Origin of the sequence: Zoogloea ramigera (genome assembly GCF_006539865.1) — a bacterium.
Lineage (GTDB): Bacteria > Pseudomonadota > Gammaproteobacteria > Burkholderiales > Rhodocyclaceae > Zoogloea > Zoogloea ramigera.
Window position 1 is genome coordinate 17,924 of record NZ_BJNV01000012.1, and the last position, 20,616, is coordinate 38,539.

Below are 20,616 nucleotides of genomic sequence, written 5' to 3' on the forward strand. Positions count from 1 at the left end.
GGAGCGTCTATGAACCGGCACCACGAAACGCCAGGCCAGCCGGATGATGGCCTTCCCCTGCCCGATGAACGGCGTTACCGGGAAATGCTCGGCGCCGGGCTGGATCTGCTCGACCAGGGCCTCACGGTGTTCGACGCCGAGTTGCGGATGGTCGCCTGGAACGCGGCCTTCCTGCGCCTCCTGGATTTCCCCGAATCCCTCGCGCGGCCGGGTGTATCCTTCGAAGACTTCATCTGCTTCAATGCCGAGCGCGGTGACTACGGCCCCGGCGATCCGGCGCAGCAGGTGGCCGAGCGGGTCGCCCGGGCGCGGAGCTTCCAGCCCCACACCACCGAGCGCATCCGCCCCAACGGGCGCATCCTGTCGATCCGCGGCTTTCCGCTGCCTCACCAGGGTTTCATCACTGTGTACACCGACGTCACCGAGCAGCGCCGGGCCGCCGAGCAGATCAGCCGCCACCAGGCCGAGCTCGAAGAACACATCGCGTCCCGCACCGAAGCCCTGACCCGGGCCAACCGCGAGCTCACCGCCGCCGTCGACAGCAACCGCGCCATCACCCAGGCCCTGCGCCGCAGCGAGCAGCGCCTGCGCGAGATCACCGACGCCATCCCGGCCGCCATCGCCTACGTCGACAAAGACCGCATCTACCGCTACGCCAACAAGGGCTACGCCGGATGGTTCGGGTGGACCTCCGAGCAGGTGCCCGGCCACCGGGTGCCGGAGGTCATCGGGCAGGAGCTCTTCGACACCATCTCGGCCGACGTGGACCGGGCCATGGCCGGCGAGCGGATCAGCTACGAATACCGCCTCACCGGCCGTGACGGCGAGCCCGCCTATGCACGCAGCACCCTGGTGCCCGACCTCGCCCCCGACGGCAGCGTGCTGGGCTGCTATGTGCACTCCATGGACGTCACCGAGCAGCGGCGCACCCAGGCCGCCCTCGCCCAGGCCCAGAAGATGGAAGCCATCGGCCAGCTCACCGGCGGCCTCGCCCACGACTTCAACAACATGCTCACGGTGGTCATCGGCAACCTGGTGGCACTCAAAGAGAACCACCCCGACGACCCCCTCACCGAAAACTTCGTCGAGCCGGCCATGCACGCCGCCAACCGGGGCGCCGAGCTCATCCGCCGCCTGCTCGGCTTTGCCCGCCGCCAGCCCCTCGAACCCGAACCCGTCGAGGTCAATGAGCTGATCCTCGGCATGTCCAAGCTGATCCGTCGCTCGCTGCCCAGCACCATCGCGGTGTCCACCGCCAGCCGCGAGCCCTGCCTGGTGGCCATGGTGGACGCCCACCAGCTCGAGAACGCCCTCCTCAACCTGGCCCTCAACGCCCGCGACGCGATGCCCAACGGCGGCGAGCTGCGCATCGAATCGTCCCTCGAGCACCTCAATGTGCACGCCGCCGCCGACCTCGAAGTCCCCCCCGGCGACTACGTGCAGATCGCCGTCACCGACAACGGCATGGGCATGGACGGCAGCACCCTGGCGCGGGTCTTCGAGCCCTTCTTCACCACCAAGCAGTTCGGCATGGGCAGCGGCCTGGGAATGTCGATGGTGTATGGCTTCACCAAGCAGTCGGGCGGCGGCGTGCGCATCCGCAGTCGCCAGGCCCGCGGCACCACGGTGGCCCTGCTGCTGCCGCGCATCGAGGAAGCCGAAACCCAGGCCAGCCTGCCCGCCGGCCGCCACGTGGCCGCCGCCGACCTGGCCGGCAAGCTGGTGCTGCTGGCTGAGGACGACGCCGACGTGCGCAGCGTGGTGCGCATGCAGCTCTCCGAGCTGGGCTGCGCGGTGGTCGAGGCCGAGAACGGCTCCGAGGCCGCCGACATGGTCGAGAACATCCCGGCCATCGCCCTCGTCATCTCCGACGTGGTGATGCCCGGCGCCATGGACGGCCGGGCCCTCGCCCGCTTCGTGCGGCGCTTCCGCCCCGACCTGCCGATGGTGCTGATGAGCGGCTTTGCCGAATCCGAGTTCCACACCAGCAGCCTCGACCCGGACCACGACCTGCCCCTGCTGGCCAAGCCCTTCTCGCGGGACAAGCTGCTGGCCGCCCTCAGCCCCTTGCGTAACTGACCCTTGCGCCGCACCCACACACCCGCCCCATGCCGCCCACCCGCCTCCCCGAACTCATCTACGTCGTCGAAGACGAGATGGCGATCGCCCGGATCATCGGCGACACCCTCGAGAAATTCGGCTACCGGCACGAAGTCTTCCGCACCGCCGAGGCCCTCTTCCACGGCCTGCGCCACCGGGCGCCCGACCTGGTGATCCTCGACCTCGGGCTGCCCGACATGGACGGCATGACCGTGCTCCAGCAGATGCGCGGCAAGCACAGCTGCGGGCTGCTCATCGTCACCGGGCGCAGCGACACCCACGACCGGGTGATGGGCCTAGAGCTGGGCGCCGACGACTACGTAGTCAAGCCCTTCGAGCCGCGCGAGCTCATCGCCCGGGTGCGCAGCATCCTGCGCCGCTACCCGGGCCAGGTGGTGCTGCCTGCCGACCCGGCCCAGCGGGTGGCCGAATTCGCCGGCTGGCGATTTGCGCCCGGCAGCAATACCCTCACCAGCCCCTCCGGCCAGCAGGACACCCTCAGCACCGCCGAAGCCCAGCTGCTGTCGGTGCTGCTGGCCCACCCCAACCACATCCTCACCCGCGAACAGCTCCTCGGCGGGCGCGACGTCTCCGCGCTGGACCGCAGCATCGACCTGCGCGTCTCCCGCCTGCGCCGCCGCCTCGAGGAAGACCCCCAGCACGCCAAGCTCATCAAGACGGTGTACGGCGCCGGCTACCTGCTGGCCGCCACCGTCAGCTGGTCCTGAGCCCAGGCACGGGCTTGCGAGTAATGTCGGGTTACGCTGCGCTAACCCGACCTACCCCACGGCCGCCCATCACACCCAGCCGGCCTCGCTCGAAGGGGAGACGGGTCGGGTCGGAGTGAGAGCGAGTCAGGTCGACGCAGACACGGGTCAGGTCCAACCCGACTCCAGTCGGGTCCAGGTAGACATGAGTCAGATTCAACCCGACCGGGGTCAGCTCCGGGCGAACTCGAGTCGGGTTCAAGCCGACTCCGGTCAGGCCCAACCGAAGACGAGTCGGCTCCGACCCGACACGAGTCGGGTTGGAGCGAAGTCGAGTCAGCCCTGACCAGACCCGAGTCAGCACCGACCAGACCCAGGCCAGATCCGCCCCCACCCTCCCCGCCACCGCCCGCAGCCTGTATAGTCCGCCCCCAAAATCCCTTCGCCCCCACCAAAGGTTCGGGGTGTGCAGGAAGCGTAGCGAGCGACCCGAGGTCGCGACGAGGAGCGGAGCTGTACATAAAGTACAGCGAGCACCGGAATCGCGAGATCGGGCCGCGCAGTAGCTTCCTGCACGCCCCCTCGACAAAGATGCAGAAGAGTTATACCGCCGATTCCATCACCGTCCTGAAGGGCCTCGAGCCCGTCAAGCAGCGGCCGGGCATGTACACCCGCACCGAGCACCCGCTGCACGTCATCCAGGAAGTCATCGACAACGCCGCCGACGAGGCGATGGCTGGCTTCTGCCGCAAGATCGCCGTCACCCTGCACGCCGACGGCTCGGTGAGCGTGGGCGACGACGGCCGCGGCATCCCGGTCGAGATCCACCCGGTCGAGGGCGTGTCCACCGTCGAGGTGGTATTCACCCGCCTCCACGCCGGCGGCAAGTTCAACAAGACCGATGAAGACTCGGCCTACCGCTTCTCCGGCGGCCTGCACGGCGTCGGCGTGTCGGTGACCAACGCGCTGTCGCACCGCCTCGAGGTCGAGGTGGTGCGCGACGGCGGGCGCCACCGGCTGGTGTTCTCGGGCGGCGACGTGATCGAGCCCCTCGCCCGCATCGGCGACGCACCCAAGAAAGCCAGCGGCACCACCGTGCGTGCCTGGCCCGACGCCAAATACTTCGACGCCGCCGAGCTGCCCCGGGCCGAGCTTGAGCGCCTCCTGCGCTCCAAGGCCGTGCTGATGCCCGGCCTCGAGGTCAGCCTCGCCATCGAGGGCGGCGACACCCGCGTGTGGCACTTCGAGCACGGGATGCGCGGCTATCTGTCCGAGGCGCTGCACGACGAGCCGCTGATCCCGCTCTTCGCGGGCGAAAAGTACGCCGCCAAGGGCGACGACAACTTCGCTGCCGGCGAAGGCGCATCGTGGGCGGTGGCGTGGACGCTCGAGGGCTCGCCGGTGCGCGAGTCCTACGTCAACCTCATCCCCACCCCGGCCGGCGGCACCCACGAGGCCGGCCTGCGCGACGGCATCTTCACCGCCCTCAAAAACTTCATCGACCACCACGCGCTGCTCCCCAAGGGCGTCAAGCTCACCGCCGACGACGCCTTCGGGCGCGCCTCCTTCCTGCTCTCGGCGCGGGTGCTCGACCCCAGCTTCCAGGGCCAGACCAAGGAGCGCCTCAACAGCCGCGACGCGGTGCAGCTGGTGTCGCGGATGGTGCGCGACCCCTTCGAGCTGTGGCTCAACGAACACGTGGATTACGGCAAGAAGCTCGCCGAGCTGGCCATCAAGGCCGCCCAGGCCCGCGCCCGCGCCGCCCAAAAGGTCGAGAAGCGCAAGTCGTCGGGCGTGGCGGTGCTGCCGGGCAAGCTCTCGGATTGTGAATCCGAAGACATCGCGCTCAACGAGCTCTTCCTGGTCGAGGGCGACTCCGCCGGCGGCAGCGCCAAGATGGCCCGCGACAAGGACACCCAGGCCATCCTGCCGCTCCGCGGCAAGGTGCAGAACGCCTGGGAAGTCGACCGCGAGCGCCTCTTTGCCAACGCCGAGATCCACGACATCGCGGTCGCGCTGGGCGTCGACCCGCACCCGGCCGGCAGCGATGCCGACCTCTCCCAGCTGCGCTACGGCAAGGTCATCATCATGTCCGACGCCGACGTGGACGGCTCCCACATCCAGACCCTGCTGCTCACCCTGTTCTTTCGCCACTTCCCCAAGCTCATCGAGAACGGCCACATCTACGTCGCCCAGCCGCCGCTGTACCGGCTCGACGTGCCCGCCTCCGGCAAGAAGCGCCCGCCGCGGCGCCTGTATGCGCTGGACGACCAGGAGCTCGCCAACCTGCGCGACCGCCTCGGCCACGAAGGCGTCAAGCCCGAGCACATCGAGGTGGGCCGATTCAAGGGCCTCGGCGAGATGAACCCCGAGCAGCTGCGCGAAACCACCATGGACCCGGCCACCCGCCGGGTGCTGCCGGTGCACGTGCGCCCCGAGGCCTTCGAGGACACCCTCAAGATGTTCACGCTGCTGATGGGCAAGGGCGAAGCCTCCGGCCGCCGGGCCTGGATGGAAGAAAAGGGCGATTCCGTCGAAGCCGACGTTTGATCCAGCTCAAACTGAGGCCAGATCTGTGTAAAACCCTGATAGCCCCGCTTTGCCCGTTTGCAAGAATGGGTTCGCGGCCCCGGGGGAGGCAGCTCAAGCCGATTCCCGGGCCGCGAAGCAGGTCGACGTCCGACCGTGGGGTAGATCCCGTGCAGCAGCCGAAGCGATATCCATCGCCCCGTAGCACTGCCTCATCCACCTCGCCGGCCGGGCCCGCACCTGCGCATCCCCAACAAAAAGCGAGGTAATCATGAACTCCATACAGCGGCATCTGGGATGGGCGGCAGTCGCCATCCTGGGGGCCGGCGCCCTCGGCGTCGTCGCCCTCAACCGTGGTGAAAGCATCAACGCCCTGTGGCTGGTCGTCGCGGCCGTCTGCGTCTATCTCATCGCCTACCGCTACTACAGCCTCTTCATCGCCGACAAGGTGATGGAGCTCGACCCCACCCGGATGACCCCGGCCCATCGCCACAACGACGGGCTCGACTACGTCCCCACCAACAAGTACGTGCTGTTCGGCCACCACTTCGCCGCCATCGCCGGCGCCGGCCCGCTGGTCGGCCCGGTGCTCGCGGCCCAGATGGGCTACCTGCCGGGCATGCTGTGGATCCTCGCCGGCGTGGTGTTTGCCGGCGCGGTGCAGGATTTCATGATCCTCTTCATCTCCACCCGCCGCGACGGGCGCTCCCTGGGCGACCTGATCAAGTCCGAGCTCGGCCCCATCCCCGGCGTGATCGCCCTGTTCGGCACCTTCATGATCATGGTCATCATCCTCGCGGTGCTGGCGCTGATCGTCGTGAAGGCCCTGGCCGAATCGCCGTGGGGCATGTTCACGGTGGCCGCCACCATCCCCATCGCGCTGCTGATGGGTGTTTACAGCCGCTACATCCGCCCGGGCCGCATCGGCGAGATGTCGCTGATCGGCTTCGTGCTGCTGATGGCCTCGATCATCTACGGCGGCGACATCGCCGCCAGCGAGACCTGGGGCCCGCTGTTCACCTTCGACGGCAAGCAGCTCACCTGGCTCCTGATCGGCTACGGCTTCATCGCCTCGGTGCTGCCGGTGTGGCTGCTGCTGGCGCCGCGCGACTACCTGTCCACCTTCCTCAAGATCGGCACCATCGTGGGCCTCGCGATCGGCATCGCCATCGTCGCACCCACCCTGCAGATGCCGGCCTTCACCAAGTTCATCGACGGCACCGGCCCGGTGTGGTCCGGCAGCCTGTTCCCCTTCCTGTTCATCACCATCGCCTGCGGCGCCGTGTCCGGCTTCCATGCGCTGATCTCCTCCGGCACCACGCCCAAGCTCCTCGACAACGAGAAGCACGCCCGCATGATCGGCTACGGCGGGATGCTGATGGAGTCCTTCGTGGCGATGATGGCCCTGGTGGCCGCCTCGGTGATCGAGCCGGGCGTGTACTTCGCGATGAACAGCCCGGCCGCGGTGATCGGCAAGACCGCCGAAAGCGCCGCCCTGGCGATCTCCCAGTGGGGCTTCGTGGTCACCCCCGAGATGCTGCTGCAGACCGCCCAGGACGTGGGCGAGAAGACCATCATCTCCCGCGCCGGCGGCGCCCCGACCCTGGCCGTCGGCATGGCCCACATCCTCTCCAGCGCCCTCGGCGGCAAGGCGATGATGGCCTTCTGGTACCACTTCGCGATCCTCTTCGAGGCGCTGTTCATCCTGACTGCGGTGGACGCCGGCACCCGCGCCGGGCGCTTCATGCTGCAGGACCTGCTCGGCACCTTCGTGCCCTCGATGCGCAAGATGGACTCCATCTTCGCCAGCCTGGTGGCCACCGGCCTGTGCGTGGCGGCCTGGGGCTACTTCCTGTACCAGGGCGTGGTCGACCCGCTGGGCGGCATCAACACCCTGTGGCCGCTGTTCGGCATCGCCAACCAGATGCTGGCCGGCGTGGCGCTGACCCTCGCCACCGTGGTGCTGTTCAAGATGAAGCGCCAGCGCTTCGCCTGGGTCACCGTGGTGCCTACCATCTGGCTGCTGCTGTGCACCCTCACCGCCGGCTGGCAGAAGGTCTTCCACGACAACCCGAAGATCGGCTTCCTGGCCAACGCCAACAAGTACCAGGCCGCCGTCGACAAGGGCGAGCTGCTGGCCCCGGCCAAATCCATGGAGCAAATGCACCAGATCATCACCAACAACTACGTGGACGCGGCCCTCTCGGCGCTCTTCATCCTGCTGGTGCTGAGCATCCTGGCCTACGCCATCCCGGCCTGCCGGCGCGCGCTCTCCAACAACAAGCCGACCACGCTCGAGACCCCCTTCGAGCCGATGCCGGCCAGCCGCTGAGGCCACCCAGGTGTTCTCCGACCTCGCCCGCGTAGGCAAGTACCTCGGCCAGGCCGCCCGCCTGATGGTGGGCATGCCCGACTACGACGCCTACGTGCAGCACATGCGCCTCACCCACCCGGACAAGGAAGTCATGAGCTACGAAGCCTTCTTCCGGGAGCGCCAGGAGGCCCGCTACGGCGGCGGCGACGGCCGCCCCGGGCGCTGCTGCTGAAGCCGGTTGTTCACCACCCCCACAAAGCCCGCATGTGCGCCAACGCGCCTGCGGGCTTTTTCCCTCTGCTCCCCCCATCAGCACGAGCCTGAATGCAAAACCTGACCGACACCCCACCCTCCATGCACAGCCTGCGCGACGGCTACACCGCTGTCGTGCTCGGCGCCAGTGGTGCTCTCGGCGCGGCCTGCCTGCACCACCTCGAAGCCGACCCGCGCTGCGCCAGGGTGGTCGGCCTGTCGAGGCGCAGCACCCCCGCCCTGGTGCTCGAAGACGAAACCAGCATGGCGCGCTGTGCGGCATACCTGCGCGAACATGCGCCCGTGCATCTCGTCGTGGATGCCACCGGTGCGCTCAGCATCGATGGCCGGGGGCCCGAAAAGCGCCTCGCCGACCTGGACGGCGACACGCTGCTGCGCGCCATGCAGATCAACGCGACGGGCCCCATGCTGGCCATGAAGCACCTGCTGCCGCTGCTCGCCAGGCAAGAGCGTGTGATCTGGGCCAAGCTGTCGGCCCGCGTCGGCAGCATCGAGGACAACCACAAGGGTGGCTGGTATGCCTATCGGGCGTCCAAGGCCGCCCTCAACATGCTGCTGCAGACGGCCGCCATCGAGACTGCGCGGCAGCGCCCGCTGGCGGTGATAGCCGCCCTGCAGCCCGGCACCGTGCGCTCCCGGCTGAGCCAGCCCTTCGTCGGTGACGACGGGCTACTGCCCGATAAGTCCGCCCGGCGCCTGCTCGGCGTCATCGACGGCCTGCCCGCGGATGGCCGCGCGCACTTCGTCGATCATCTGGGCAAGCACATCCCCTGGTGAGCCCGGGCTCGCCCGACAACTCCGCTGGCTGGCGGCCATCAGCGCCGAGCCGTGACCGGTTTACATGCCACACTGCGGGCCGCGCTCCGCTCTCCGCTCTCCAACTACCGACTTCCCCTTCCCGACCGCACCATGCCCAGCGCCAACCCCCTCGCCATCCCCCGCCCGCCGATCCGCGCCACCATCCTCACCGGCTTCCTGGGTGCAGGCAAGACCACCCTCCTCAACCGCTACCTCGCCACCCAGCCGGCCCGGCGGGTCGCGGTGCTCGAGAACGAGTTCGGCGCGGTGGGCATCGACGGCGGCCTGATCGCCGGCTCCCCCGCCGTCGAGGTGGTCGAGCTGGCCAACGGCTGCATCTGCTGCAGCGTGCGGGGTGAGCTCTCCGCCGCCCTCACCGACCTCGCCGACCGGCGCGACCGGGGCGCGCTCGACTTCGACCAGCTCGTCATCGAGACCACCGGCCTCGCCGACCCGGCCCCGGTGGCCCAGGCCTTCTTCGTGGACGAGGGCGTGCGCGAGCGCTACGAGCTGGATGGCATCCTGGTCGTCGTCGATGCCGTCCACGCCGAGCGCCAGCTGAATGAAAACCGCGTCGCCGCCGCCCAGATCGGCTTCGCCGACCGGGTGCTGCTGACCAAGACCGAGGGACTCGGCGCCGACACCCTGGCGGCCCTCGAGGCCCGCCTCGCCCGCATCAACCTGCGCGTGCCCGTCGCCCTGGTGCCGAGCAAGCCGGCCGAGCTGGCCGCGCTGTTTGCGCTGGACGCCTTCGTGCTCTCGGATGTGGTCGAGCAGAGCCCCGGCTTCCTGACCAAGGAGAGCCCCAGCGGCCTCTCCCGGGGCGGCGGCGATTTCCGCAGCTTCGTCCGCCACGACGACGACATCGCCTCGCTGGTGCTGCACCACCCGGGCGAGGTGGATGTGGGGCTGATGGGCAGCTTCGTCGAGGAGCTGCTGCTGAAGAACGGCAACGACATGCTGCGCTACAAGGGCATCCTCGCCGTGCGCGGCGAGGCCCGGCGGCTGGTGTTCCAGGGCGTGCACCGCATCACCGGCTTCGACTACGGCCGCGACTGGGCAGACGGCGAGGCTCGCGAGACCACCATCGTCATCATCGGCCGGCGCCTCGACGAGGCCGCCATCCGCGCCGGCTTCCAGCTGGCCTGCCGCTGAGGCCCGCACCGCGCCCCTGTCCTGGCTGTGGGGCGATGAAGCGCGAGGTGGGGGCGATAGATGGGGGCGATATGTGGGGGCGACTTCGGTCACCCGCCGAGGTGGAGCCGTCAATCCGACTCCGCCGCCAGCCGCATCAGGCGTCGGGCAGCGCCGCCGCGTCGGGGACGACGACGGCAAACAGATCGCCCAGGGCCGCCAGGCTGGCGGCCTGCAGCGTTGCCGCCGGGACGATGTTGCCCTGCGGATCGGCCAGGTCGCGGGTGGCGGTCGCGCTGGCCACGACGGTGGGCGCGAAGCCGAGGTTGAAGGCGCCGCGGGTGGTCGAATTGACGCACATGTGGGTCATGAAGCCGACGAAAACAACGTTCTGGCGCCCGGTGGCCTTCAGCTGCGCCTCGAGGTCGGTGCCGACGAAGGAGTTGGGATAGTGCTTGACGATCACCGGCTCGTCGGCGGCCGGGGCGACCTTGTCGGCGATGGCGCCGATCGGGGCACGCACGTCGTACGGGGTACCCGGGCCGGCGTCGTGCTGGATGTGGATGACCGGGACACCGAGCCGGCGGGCGCGGGCGAGCACGGCGGCGGCTTCGTCGAGGGCGGCCTCGACCCCGCTGAGGGCCATGACGCCCTCCCGGTAGGTGTTCTGGCAGTCGATCAGGACCAGCACGGACTCGGCCAGCGGGGCAGGCGTGGCGGGCAGGCCGCTGAGGTTGCGCAGGGTGATGGGGTTGGGCATGATGCGGCGTCCTGTGGGCTTGGAAAAGACGCTCAGCATAGACGCGGCGCAGCCTCGGCGATATGGATATTCCTGCAATGCTCCCCTGCAATTCTGCAAGCACGCCCGACTGGAACGACGTGCGCTACGCCGTCGTGATCGCCCGCTGCGGCTCGCTGGCTGCCGCGTCACGCCAGCTCGGCGTCGATCAGACGACCGTGGCCCGCCGCCTGCGGGCCCTCGAAGCCTGCCTGGGTACGCCGCTGTTCGAGCGGCTCCGGGGCCAGCTCACACCCACACCGATGGGTGAGGAGCTGCTGGCCCGCGGCCAGCGCATGGAGGCCGAAGTCGCCGCCCTGTGCCATCTCGTCACCGATCGCCAGGCCCAGCTGAAGGGCGTGGTGCGGATCACCGCGGTGGACGCCCTGGCCGCCCACTACCTCGCCCGCCAGCTGGCCGATCTGCGGAGCCGTTACCCCGAGCTGGTCATCGAGATCATCGCCAGCAGCAAGTCCCTCGACCTCGTGCGGCGGGAAGCCGACATCGCCGTGCGCCTGGCCCGCCCGGCCGACGGCGACCTGGTGGTGCGTTGCCTGGGCCGCCTCGCCTACGGCGTGTATGGCCCCGAGAAGCCGCTGCTGTGTTCATCCTGGCAGACCGCACCGTGGGTGGGCTACGAGCGCGCCCTCGACCAGCTGCCCGAGATGTGCTGGCTGTCGGAGCAGGTCGGCCAGCACAACGTGACGTTTCGCTGCAACAACATCGACGCGCTGGCCAACGCGGTGGCGGACGGCCTCGGGCTGGGCATCCTGCCGTGCCTGGTCGGCAGCCAGCACCCGGGGCTGCGCTGCCTGTCCGGCGATCAGGCCGTGCTCAGCCGCGAGATCTGGCTGGTGCTGCCCCGGGAGCTGCGTGACGTGCCCCGCGTCCGCGTCGTCGGCGACTGGCTGATCGAACGCTTCCGCCGCGACGAGACGCGCTTCTCTCGAACCGCCTGACGCGGGCCTAAGCCGCCCATCGCCCACATCACCCCCCTGACCTGAGCTGTCAGCCTCCGCGGCCAGATAGCCGCCCTCCGGGGCTGGCTTACCCCCTCCCGGCACTCTCCCCGCGCCCCGCCGCCCCGCGCGCACCCCGCGCTTGTGGTATTTTTGCGCCCTGTTTTTCCGCACACCCCCGGCGCGCCCCAGAGCGCGCCCGCAACCCCGGCGGCCCCGCGCCGCCCGCAGCCATGAACGACACCCCGGATCTCTTCGACTCCCTCCCGCCGGAGCCCGCCGGCGCCGGCGAGCCGCCCGCGCCGCCACCGGCCCAGCTCGTCGCCAGCGACGACGCCCTGCCCCTCGACCAGTACGCCGAGCGGGCCTACCTGGCCTACGCGATGAGCGTGGTCAAGGCCCGCGCCCTGCCCCAGGTCGAGGACGGCATGAAGCCGGTGCAGCGGCGCATCCTCTTCGCAATGAACGAGATGCGCCTCGCCCCGGGCAGCAAGCACGTCAAGTCGGCCCGGGTGGTCGGCGACGTGATCGGCAAATACCACCCCCACGGCGACAGCAGCGTGTACGACGCGATGGTGCGGGTGGCCCAGGATTTCTCGCTGCGCTACCCGCTGGTGGACGGCCAGGGCAACTTCGGCTCGCGGGACGGCGACTCGGCCGCCGCGATGCGTTACACCGAATGCCGCCTCACCCCGATCGCCGAGCTGCTGCTCTCCGAGATCGACCGGGGCACCGTGGATTTCCGCCCCAACTACGACGGCGCCTTCGAAGAGCCCCAGCTGCTGCCGGCCCGCCTGCCCTTCGTACTGCTCAACGGCGCCTCGGGCATCGCGGTGGGCATGGCCACCGAGATCCCGTCCCACAACCTGCGCGAGGTGGCCGCCGCGGCCATCCACGCCATCGAGAACCCGACCGCCGGCGTGGCCGAGCTGCTCGGCCACATCAAGGGCCCCGACTACCCGGGCGGCGGCCAGCTCATCTCGCCCGCCGCCGACATCCGCCAGGCCTACGAAACCGGCCGCGGCAGCCTCAAGCTGCGAGCCCGCTGGGTGATCGAAGACCTCGCCCGCGGCCAGTGGCAGCTGGTGGTCAACGAGCTGCCGCCGGGCGTCTCGGCCCAGAAGGTGCTGTTCGAGATCGAGACCCTCACCAACCCCCAGCCCAAGACCGGCAAGAAATCCATCGACGCCGACCAGGCCCAGCTCAAGGCCCTGATGCTCGCCGCTCTCGACCGGGTGCGCGACGAGTCGGGCAAGGATGCGCCGGTGCGCCTGGTGTTCGAGCCCAAGAGCCGCAACCAGGACATCGCCGAGTTCGCCAACCTGCTGCTGTCCCACACCAGCCTCGAGACCTCGGCCTCGATCAACCTGGTGATGATCGGCCTCGACGGCCGCCCCGGGCAGAAGAACCTGGCCGACATCCTCCACGAGTGGGGCCGCTTCCGCATCGGCACCGTGCGCCGCCGCACCGACCACCGGCTAGGGCAGGTGAACGACCGCATCCACATCCTCGAAGGCCGGCACATCGTCTTCCTCAACATCGACGAGGTGATCCGCATCATCCGCGAGTCGGACGAGCCCAAATCGGCGCTGATCGCCCGCTTCGAGCTGAGTGACCGCCAGGCCGAGGACATCCTCGAGATCCGCCTGCGCCAGCTGGCCCGCCTCGAAGGCATCAAGATCGAGCGCGAACTCTCCGAGCTGCGCACCGAGAAGTCCGAGCTCGAAGCCCTGCTCGGCGACGAGGGCAAGCTGAAGAGACTGGTGATCAAGGAGATCCGCGCCGACGCCACCAAATATGGCGACGCGCGCCGCACCCTGGTCGAAGAGGCCGCCCGCGCCGGCATCACCCAGACCGTGCTCGACGAGGCGGTCACCGTGATCGTCTCCGAAAAGGGCTGGGTGCGCTGCCGCAGCGGCCATGGCGTCGACCTCGCCAACCTCGCCTTCAAGGACGGCGACCGCCTCGCCGCAGCCTTCGAGTGCCGCAGCGTGGACGCGCTGGTGGCCCTCACCGACGGCGGCCGCGCCCTCACGGTGGCGGTGTCGACGCTGCCCGATGGCCGCGGCAACGGCTCGCCGCTGGCCTCGCTGGTCGAGCTGCCGAGCGGCGCCAAGATCGCCCACGTGCTCGCCGGCAAAGCCGATCGCCGCGTGCTGCTGGCCACCAGCGACGGCTACGGCTTCCTGTGCAACCTGGGCGACATGACCGCCACCAAGCGCGCCGGCAAGCAGTTCATGAGCGTCGATGCGGGCGCCCGCATCCTGGCGCCGGTGCTCTTCGAGGCCGCCGAAGGCCAGCACCTGGCAGCCCTGTCGTCGGGCGGCAAGCTGCTGATCTTCACCCTCGACCAAATGAAGGCGCTATCGGGCGGTGGCCGCGGCACCGTCATCATGGGCCTCGACGAGGGCGAGACCCTGGCCGCCGCCTGCGTGGCCCAGAGCAGCCTGACCCTGCTGTGCAACACCCGCGGCGGCAAGCCCGTCGAAACCTCGGTCGCGCCCCGCGACTGGGAACCGTGGCTCGGCAAGCGCGCCCGCAAGGGCAAGCCCGCCCCCGGCCGCTCCCAGGCCAACGGCCTGCGCGGCAGCTAAGGGCCGGCCCGAGAGGCAGACCCGCGCCCCCGGGCGCACAGCGCAGCCAGCGCCAGCCCGGTTTGTGGCTGTCGCCGCGGCGACGAGGGGCGCACCCGCCCCCGTCGTCGCCACGGCCTGGCGCACTCCGGCGCCTGCCGAGGCAGCCGGTGGCCGCTGCGCGCACCGCGAATGACGCAGGGAATGGCCCGCCGAATACCCCCAGCCGAGCCGGTTTTTCCCGCGCCGGCCGCTCGCATTCGTGATCGACCCCACATTTCTCCGCATCGAGCGAAGGTTTCAACTTCATCTACGGCCCTGGCTGCCGTTAAAAGGCTGTCCAAAAAAGGGCCGCCCGGCGCGTGCCCACGGATGTTCCGGCATCCTTGAACCTAAGCCACCCGATGAAACTCGAGCTCACCGACCGCAACCTGCAGCGCTACCATCTCACCGGAACACTGGTCGTGGTGGTCGTACTCGCCCTGGCGCTGGCGGGGAGCCTGCTGTGGATCGGCCTCACCGAATATCGCCAGATCACCCAACGCTTCGAGCAGGCCCAGCAGAAGCGCCTCCACGACCGCCTGCAGTCCGAGATGGACGCCGCCGTCGGCTACCTGGATTTCCTGCAGGCGCGTACCGGGATGGTGCTGCGCAAGGCCCTCCAGGAGAAGACCGCGATGGCCTTCCAGATCGCCACGGCCATCCACCAGCACGAGCACGGCCGCCACCCCGAGGCCGAGGTCAAGCGCCTGATCCTCGAGGCGCTGCGCCCGCAACGCTTCTTCGACGACCGCGGTTACTTTTTTGTCCGTGACCTGCAGGGCAACGGCCTGCTGCAACCGCTGAACCCGGAGCTCGAGAACACCTCCCTGTGGGACAACCACGACGACAAGGGGCACTTCATCACCCGGGGCCTGATCGCTGCCGCGCGCAGCAGTGAGGCCGGCGGTTTTTCAAGCTACCGCTGGTACCCGCCCGACAACCGGCTGGAGATGTCCGACAAGCTCGCCTACGTGCGGCTCTTCGCGCCCTACGGCTGGGCGATGGGCACCGGCGACTATCTCGACCTGTGGCACGCCGCCCGGCTGAAGGAGGGCATCGAGCGCCTGCGCGCGTGGAAGTTCGGCGACACCGGCCGCTTCGAGGTGCTCGGGCTGGACGGCCAGATCCTGCTGCAGCCGCCCTCCCCCGGCGATGAGGGCAAGAACTACCGGCAGCTCGCCTCGCCCGAGGAGCAGGACATCCAGCGGCGCATGCTGGCGCTGGCCAACGAGGGGGGCGGCCTCATGGAGTACGCCTGGCGCCGGCAGGGCAGCGACATCGTCGACACCCGCAGCGCCCTCGTGCAGCGCTTCGCGTCGTGGAACATCGTGCTCGTCGCGACCCTCTCGAGCCGGGAGATCCAGGCCACGATCGACGCCGAGAAAGCCAGCGCCTGGGCCTCCCTGTCGTCGCGTCTGCCCTACGCGGGGCTCGTCGCGGTGCTGGCGATCCTCGGGGCGATCCTGGCCTCGGCGCTGTTCTCGCGCTGGATGATCGGCCTGCTGCAGGGCTACAAGCGCGACCTCGACGCCCACGCGCTGGCCCTCGAACAAAAGGCCGGCGAGCTGCACCTCGCTGGCCACGTCTTCGAGAGCAGCAATGAGGGCATCCTCATCACCGACGCCGAGCGCCGCATCCTGGCGGTCAACCCGGCCTTCACGGCGATCAGCGGCTACCGGGCCGAGGAGGTCGTCGGCAAGCAGCCCGACCTGCTCGCCTCCGGCAAGCACGAGCCCGACTTCTACCGCAGCATGTGGCAGACGATCCGTGAGACCGGCAGCTGGAGCGGCGAGATCTGGAACCAGCGGCGCGACGGCAGCGTGTTCCCCGAGCTGCTGCAGATCACCACCGTGCGCTCCGCCGGCGGCGAGGTGCTCCACTATGTGGGCACCTTCCTCGACCTCACCGAGCGCAAGGAGGCCGAAGACCGCATCCGTCAGCTGGCCGAGTTCGACCCCCTCACCGGGCTGCCCAACCGCAGCCTGCTGCGCGACCGGATGGCCCAGGCGATGGCCCGCGCCGAACGCGAGAACCGCCGTGTGGCGGCCCTGGTCCTCGACCTCGACCGCTTCAAGACCATCAACGACTCCCTCGGCCACGCCATCGGCGACCAGCTGCTGCAGGGCGTGGCCGCCCGCCTCCGCCAGCTGGTGCGCCACAGCGATACGGTGAGCCGGATGGGGGGCGACGAGTTCGTCGTTGCACTCACCGGGCTCGAACACCCGGCCCAGGCCCTGCCCTCCGCCCGCAAGATCCTCGAAGCCCTGGCCGCGCCTTTCCAGCTGGGCGAGCACGAACTGCTGATCACACCGAGCATCGGCATCGCCCTCTACCCCGACAACGCCGGCGACCCGGAGACCCTGCTGAAGCACGCCGAGGCGGCCATGTATCACGCCAAGAACCAGGGCCGCAACACCTTCCAGTTCTTCACCCCCGAGTTCAACCACTGGGTCACCGAGCGGCTGCGCATCGAGAACGGCCTGCGCCACGCGCTGGCACGCAACGAGATGCGGCTCCACTTCCAGCCCCAGGTCAGCCTCGCCACCCGGCGTATCGTGGGCTGCGAGGCGCTGCTGCGCTGGCAGCCGACAGAGGGAGAGCTCGTGATGCCCGACCGCTTCATCCCGGTGGCCGAGGAAACCGGCTTGATCGTGCCTATCGGCCACTGGGTGCTGGAGCAGGCCTGCAGGCAGCTCGCCCGCTGGGACGCCGAGGGCGGCGCGCCGATCCGCATGGCGGTGAATGTGGCGGTGCCGCAGCTGCGCCAGCCCGATTTTGTGGACAGCGTCCGCCAGGCCCTGCAGCAGGCCGGCCTGGCCCCCGGCCGGCTCGAGATCGAGGTGACCGAGAGCGTGCTCCTCGACAAGGACGAGCGCATCAGCCGGACCCTCGAGGGCCTCCTCGCGCTGGGCACCAAGCTGTCGCTGGACGACTTCGGCACCGGCTACGCGAGCCTGTCCTATCTGCGCAACTTCCGCTTCGATGTGCTCAAGATCGACCGCTCCTTCGTCTCCGAGCTGCACCGCAACGAGGCCGACATCAAGCTGATCCGGGCCATCATCAGCATCGCCCGCGACCTGTCGCTGCAGACGGTGGCCGAAGGCGTTGAATCGGAAGCGCAGCTGGAAATCCTGCAGGAGCTGGGCTGCAACCTCGGCCAGGGTTACCACTTCTCGCGCCCCGTGCCCGCCGACCAGCTGGGCGAACTCATGCGCGGGGAGCGGGAGGCCTAGGCCGGCCCCGCCCACGCAGCCTCAGCCGGGCGTCGCCGGGGCGCCGTCGATGGGCAGGGTCACGACGAACTCGCTGCCCTGGCCCTCTTCCGAGCGCACCCGGACCTCACCGCCCATCAGCCCGACCAGCTCCTTCACCAGAGCCAGCCCCAGCCCGGTGCCCTGCTCGCGGCGGGTCAGGAAGTTGTCCACCTGGCGGAAGCGCTCGAAGACGTGGGGCAGCATGTCAGCCGGGATGCCGCAGCCGCTGTCGCGCACCGCCACCTCGAGCTGCGCGCCGCGACGGGCGACGTGGAGCACGATCTCGCCCGCGTCGGTGAACTTGAGCGCATTGCTCAGCAGATTGTTGAACACCTGCGCCACCCGGGTCGCATCGCAGACCAGGGTGTCGGGCAGGCCGTCGTCGAACGTCAGCGCCAGGCCCACGCCCTTGCCGGCGGCTGGCGGGTAGTAGGTGCGCACGATGCGCTCGAAGAGCGGGCGCAGCTCTTCGCGGGCCGCCTGCAGCGCCATCTTGCCGGACTCGATGCGCGCCAGATCGAGGATGGAGTTGACCAGCTCGAGGAGGTGCTGGCTGCTCTCGTGGATGATTCCGGCAAACTCCTGGTTCTCGCCCTCGCTGGTCTCCCGCAACAGCTCGGCGTAGCCCATGATGCCATTGAGGGGCGTGCGCAGTTCGTGGGACATCGACGCCAGGAAATCCGACTTCATGCGGTTGGCCGCTTCGGCCCGCCACTGGCTTTCGCGCAGATCCTGGGAGATGCGGTACTGACGGTCCAGCAGGTAGACCGAGTAGGCCCCGAAGAACACCACCACCAGGCTGACCCCCAGCACGTAGATCAGGTAACCCCGGCGCCGGGCCACGAAGGGCGCCAGCGCCTCCGTCTCCTCGACCCCCACGACGACGGTGAGCGGGTACTCCTTGAGGGTCCGGTAGCTATAGAAACGCGTCACGCCGTCGGCAGCGCTCGCCACGCGGTAGCTCCCGCTGGGCGTCTGCGCCATCCGCTTCATCAGCGGGCTCGACGACAGGTTCTGCCCCACCGAGGCGTCGTCGCCGGCACGGCGGGCGCGCACGATGCCATCGGCGCCGACCAGCGACACCACGCCACCGCGGCCGAGATCGACACCACGGTAAAAATCCGAAAAATAGAACGGGTCCACCGAGATCACCACGACACCGCCAAAGCTCCCGTCGGGCTTGTTGATGCGCCGGGTCATCTGGATCGACCACTTGCCCGAGGCCCGCCCGAGCACCGGCTTGCTCACGAAGAGCTGCCCGCTGTCCGTCTCCCGATGGACCCGGAAATGCTCCCGGTCGGAGAGATCCACCCGCTTGTGGTTGGGCAGGTTGCTCTTGATGTAGATGCCGTTCTCGTCGATCACCCCGAGCTGGTTGAAGAGGCCGCTGATGATCATGCCCTCGCGCACGTACTCGGCGATATCCACCTTGTCACCGTACTTTTCGTACTGGTGCTTGAGGAACAGCACGGTCTGGTCGACGCTCTTGATGGTGCGGACGCTATGCTCCTCGAAGGCCCGGGCGAGGTTGAGGTTCTCGGTGTTGATCGAGCGGATCACCACCTCCTCCTCGGCCTGCGCCTTGAGCAGCACCGCGGCCCACAGGAGGCCCAGCACCAGCAGGGTGAGGGTGAGGATGGGCAGGAACAGGCGCCGGCGCCCGGGCTGCGACCGCGGGTCGGCGCTGGCGGGGGTGTCGGCGGAGGCGGAGAATGTGCTCATCGATGTGATTGACGCTTTCAAAATGCTCGCCCCATTAACGTCACCCGCCACGCAGACTTTTGCCTGGGCAGCGCCCGTTTGTCGGCGCTGGCGGGCCCATCACGTAAAAAGGGCGGGCAGCCCGCACGCGAGCCCCCGCCCTGTCCCGGCGCTGCTGGCGGATTACTTCTTGAGCAGTGTGTCGAGGGCCTCGATCATCAGGTCGATTTCGGCCTCGCTCACGTTGAGCGCCGGCATGAAGCGCAGCAGGTTGGGCCGCGGCGCGTTGAGCAGCAGGCCGTGGGGGTTCATCGTGAGCGCCGCCTGCACGATGGCCGGGCCGCGCTCGTCGTCGAGGATCAGCGCGCGCAGCAGGCCCGAGCCGCGCTCGCCGCGCAGGCCGTGGCGGGCGCTCAGCTCGAGCAGGCGCTGCTTGAGGTATTCGCCACGGGCGCACACGCCTTCGAGGAAACCCGGCGCAGTGAGGGTCTTCATTACCGCCACGCCAACCGCCGTCATCAGCGGGTTGCCGTTGTAGGTGCCGCCCTGGTCGCCGGCCTGGAAGCAGCACACCGCCTCGCGGGCCAGCAGCGCCGCCAGCGGCACGCCGCCGCCGATGCCCTTGCCGAGGGTCATGATGTCGGGCTCGACCCCGGAGTGTTCGTAGGCAAACAAAGTGCCGGTGCGGCCCATGCCGGCCTGCACTTCATCGACGATCAGCAGCACGTTGTGCTCACGGGTGAGCTTGCGCAGCGCCTGCATGAAGCCCGGATCAGCCGGGATCACGCCGCCCTCGCCCTGCACCGGCTCCAGCATCACACCGACGGTATTGTCGGTGATCAGCGCCTCGACCGAGGCGATGTCGTTGAGGTGCGCCTTGGGGAAACCCGGCACCTGGGGCGCATACAGGGTGTCCCAGCCCGGCTTGCCGGAGGCCGACATGGTGGCCAGGGTGCGGCCGTGGAAGGAGTGGTCGAAGGTGATGATCTCGAAGGCGCCGCCCTTGTTCACCTTGCCCCACTTGCGGGCCAGCTTGATGGCACCCTCGTTGGCCTCAGCGCCGGTGTTGGCGAAGAACACCCGGTCGAACACCGAGTTGGCGGTGAGCAGGCCGGCCAGCTCGACCATCGGGCCGTTGTAGAAAGCCGGGCTGGGGTTGAGCAGCGTGCCGGCCTGCTTCACCAGCGCGTCGCGGATCTCCGGCGGGCAGTGGCCGAGGCAATTGACAGCCCAGCCCTGGATGAAGTCGAGGTAGCGCTTGCCCTGGTGGTCGTACAGCCACGCCCCCTCGCCGCGCTCGAAGACGAGGTCCGGGCGGTTGGTGATGTACATCAGGGAATCGGTATCAAAATCGCCGTAACGCATGGGGGGCTCCAGAATTCACGAATACAAGAGTATACGGCCTCAGGGCAGCTTGACGACAGGGAAGATCGGCCTCGATCCCCCCCGGCGTC

At 69.1% G+C, this 20,616-nt stretch carries 13 protein-coding genes; 10 read left to right on the top strand and 3 right to left on the bottom strand.

The window, feature by feature from the left end; translation table 11 throughout:
- Positions 1-9 precede the first annotated feature (9 nt).
- From ZRA01_RS05285 to ZRA01_RS05315, 7 genes are all read left to right on the top strand, one after another.
- Positions 10-2,079: a PAS-domain containing protein gene (locus tag ZRA01_RS05285; RefSeq protein ID WP_141350014.1), complete on the top strand. Its 2,070-nt coding sequence runs from the start codon at positions 10-12 to the stop codon at positions 2,077-2,079.
- 29 nt (positions 2,080-2,108) lie between these two features.
- Positions 2,109-2,828, top strand: a complete 720-nt coding sequence (locus tag ZRA01_RS05290; RefSeq protein WP_141350016.1) for a response regulator transcription factor — start codon at positions 2,109-2,111, stop codon at positions 2,826-2,828.
- Between the two features lie 570 nt (positions 2,829-3,398).
- The gene (parE, locus tag ZRA01_RS05295) at positions 3,399-5,357 is read left to right on the top strand and encodes a DNA topoisomerase IV subunit B (protein ID WP_141350018.1); all 1,959 of its coding nucleotides are present in this window, start codon (positions 3,399-3,401) and stop codon (positions 5,355-5,357) included.
- Between the two features lie 250 nt (positions 5,358-5,607).
- On the top strand, positions 5,608-7,668 hold the full coding sequence (locus tag ZRA01_RS05300) for a carbon starvation CstA family protein (protein ID WP_141350019.1): 2,061 nt from the start codon (positions 5,608-5,610) through the stop codon (positions 7,666-7,668).
- Between the two features lie 10 nt (positions 7,669-7,678).
- Positions 7,679-7,882 (top strand): YbdD/YjiX family protein, encoded by a 204-nt coding sequence (locus ZRA01_RS05305; RefSeq protein ID WP_141350021.1) that lies wholly within the window; start codon positions 7,679-7,681, stop codon positions 7,880-7,882.
- 92 nt (positions 7,883-7,974) lie between these two features.
- Positions 7,975-8,700 carry an SDR family NAD(P)-dependent oxidoreductase gene (locus tag ZRA01_RS05310; protein WP_246093285.1) on the top strand — a complete coding sequence of 242 codons (726 nt, stop codon included), beginning with the start codon at positions 7,975-7,977 and terminating at the stop codon, positions 8,698-8,700.
- 132 nt (positions 8,701-8,832) lie between these two features.
- The gene (locus tag ZRA01_RS05315) at positions 8,833-9,876 is read left to right on the top strand and encodes a CobW family GTP-binding protein (RefSeq protein ID WP_141350023.1); all 1,044 of its coding nucleotides are present in this window, start codon (positions 8,833-8,835) and stop codon (positions 9,874-9,876) included.
- Between the two features lie 136 nt (positions 9,877-10,012).
- Here the strand turns inward: ZRA01_RS05315 and ZRA01_RS05320 are convergent, their stop codons facing one another.
- Entirely contained in the window at positions 10,013-10,615 is a 603-nt protein-coding gene (locus ZRA01_RS05320) for a cysteine hydrolase family protein (RefSeq protein WP_141350025.1), read from the bottom strand.
- 77 nt (positions 10,616-10,692) lie between these two features.
- On the opposite strand from ZRA01_RS05320, the gene ZRA01_RS05325 reads away from it, so the two are divergent.
- From ZRA01_RS05325 to ZRA01_RS05335, 3 genes are all read left to right on the top strand, one after another.
- Entirely contained in the window at positions 10,693-11,592 is a 900-nt protein-coding gene (locus tag ZRA01_RS05325) for a LysR family transcriptional regulator (protein ID WP_170182909.1), read from the top strand.
- Between the two features lie 233 nt (positions 11,593-11,825).
- The gene (gene parC / locus ZRA01_RS05330; RefSeq protein ID WP_141350029.1) at positions 11,826-14,186 is read left to right on the top strand and encodes a DNA topoisomerase IV subunit A; all 2,361 of its coding nucleotides are present in this window, start codon (positions 11,826-11,828) and stop codon (positions 14,184-14,186) included.
- 383 nt (positions 14,187-14,569) lie between these two features.
- On the top strand, positions 14,570-17,440 hold the full coding sequence (locus tag ZRA01_RS05335; RefSeq protein ID WP_141350031.1) for a bifunctional diguanylate cyclase/phosphodiesterase: 2,871 nt from the start codon (positions 14,570-14,572) through the stop codon (positions 17,438-17,440).
- Positions 17,441-17,461: 21 nt separating this feature from the next.
- On the opposite strand, the gene ZRA01_RS05340 is transcribed toward ZRA01_RS05335, so the two are convergent.
- Complete coding sequence (locus ZRA01_RS05340; protein WP_141350033.1) at positions 17,462-19,183, bottom strand: sensor histidine kinase; 1,722 nt, start codon at positions 19,181-19,183, stop codon at positions 17,462-17,464.
- A 162-nt stretch (positions 19,184-19,345) separates the two neighbouring features.
- The gene (locus tag ZRA01_RS05345; RefSeq protein WP_141350035.1) at positions 19,346-20,527 is read right to left on the bottom strand and encodes an acetylornithine transaminase; all 1,182 of its coding nucleotides are present in this window, start codon (positions 20,525-20,527) and stop codon (positions 19,346-19,348) included.
- Positions 20,528-20,616: the final 89 nt, after the last annotated feature.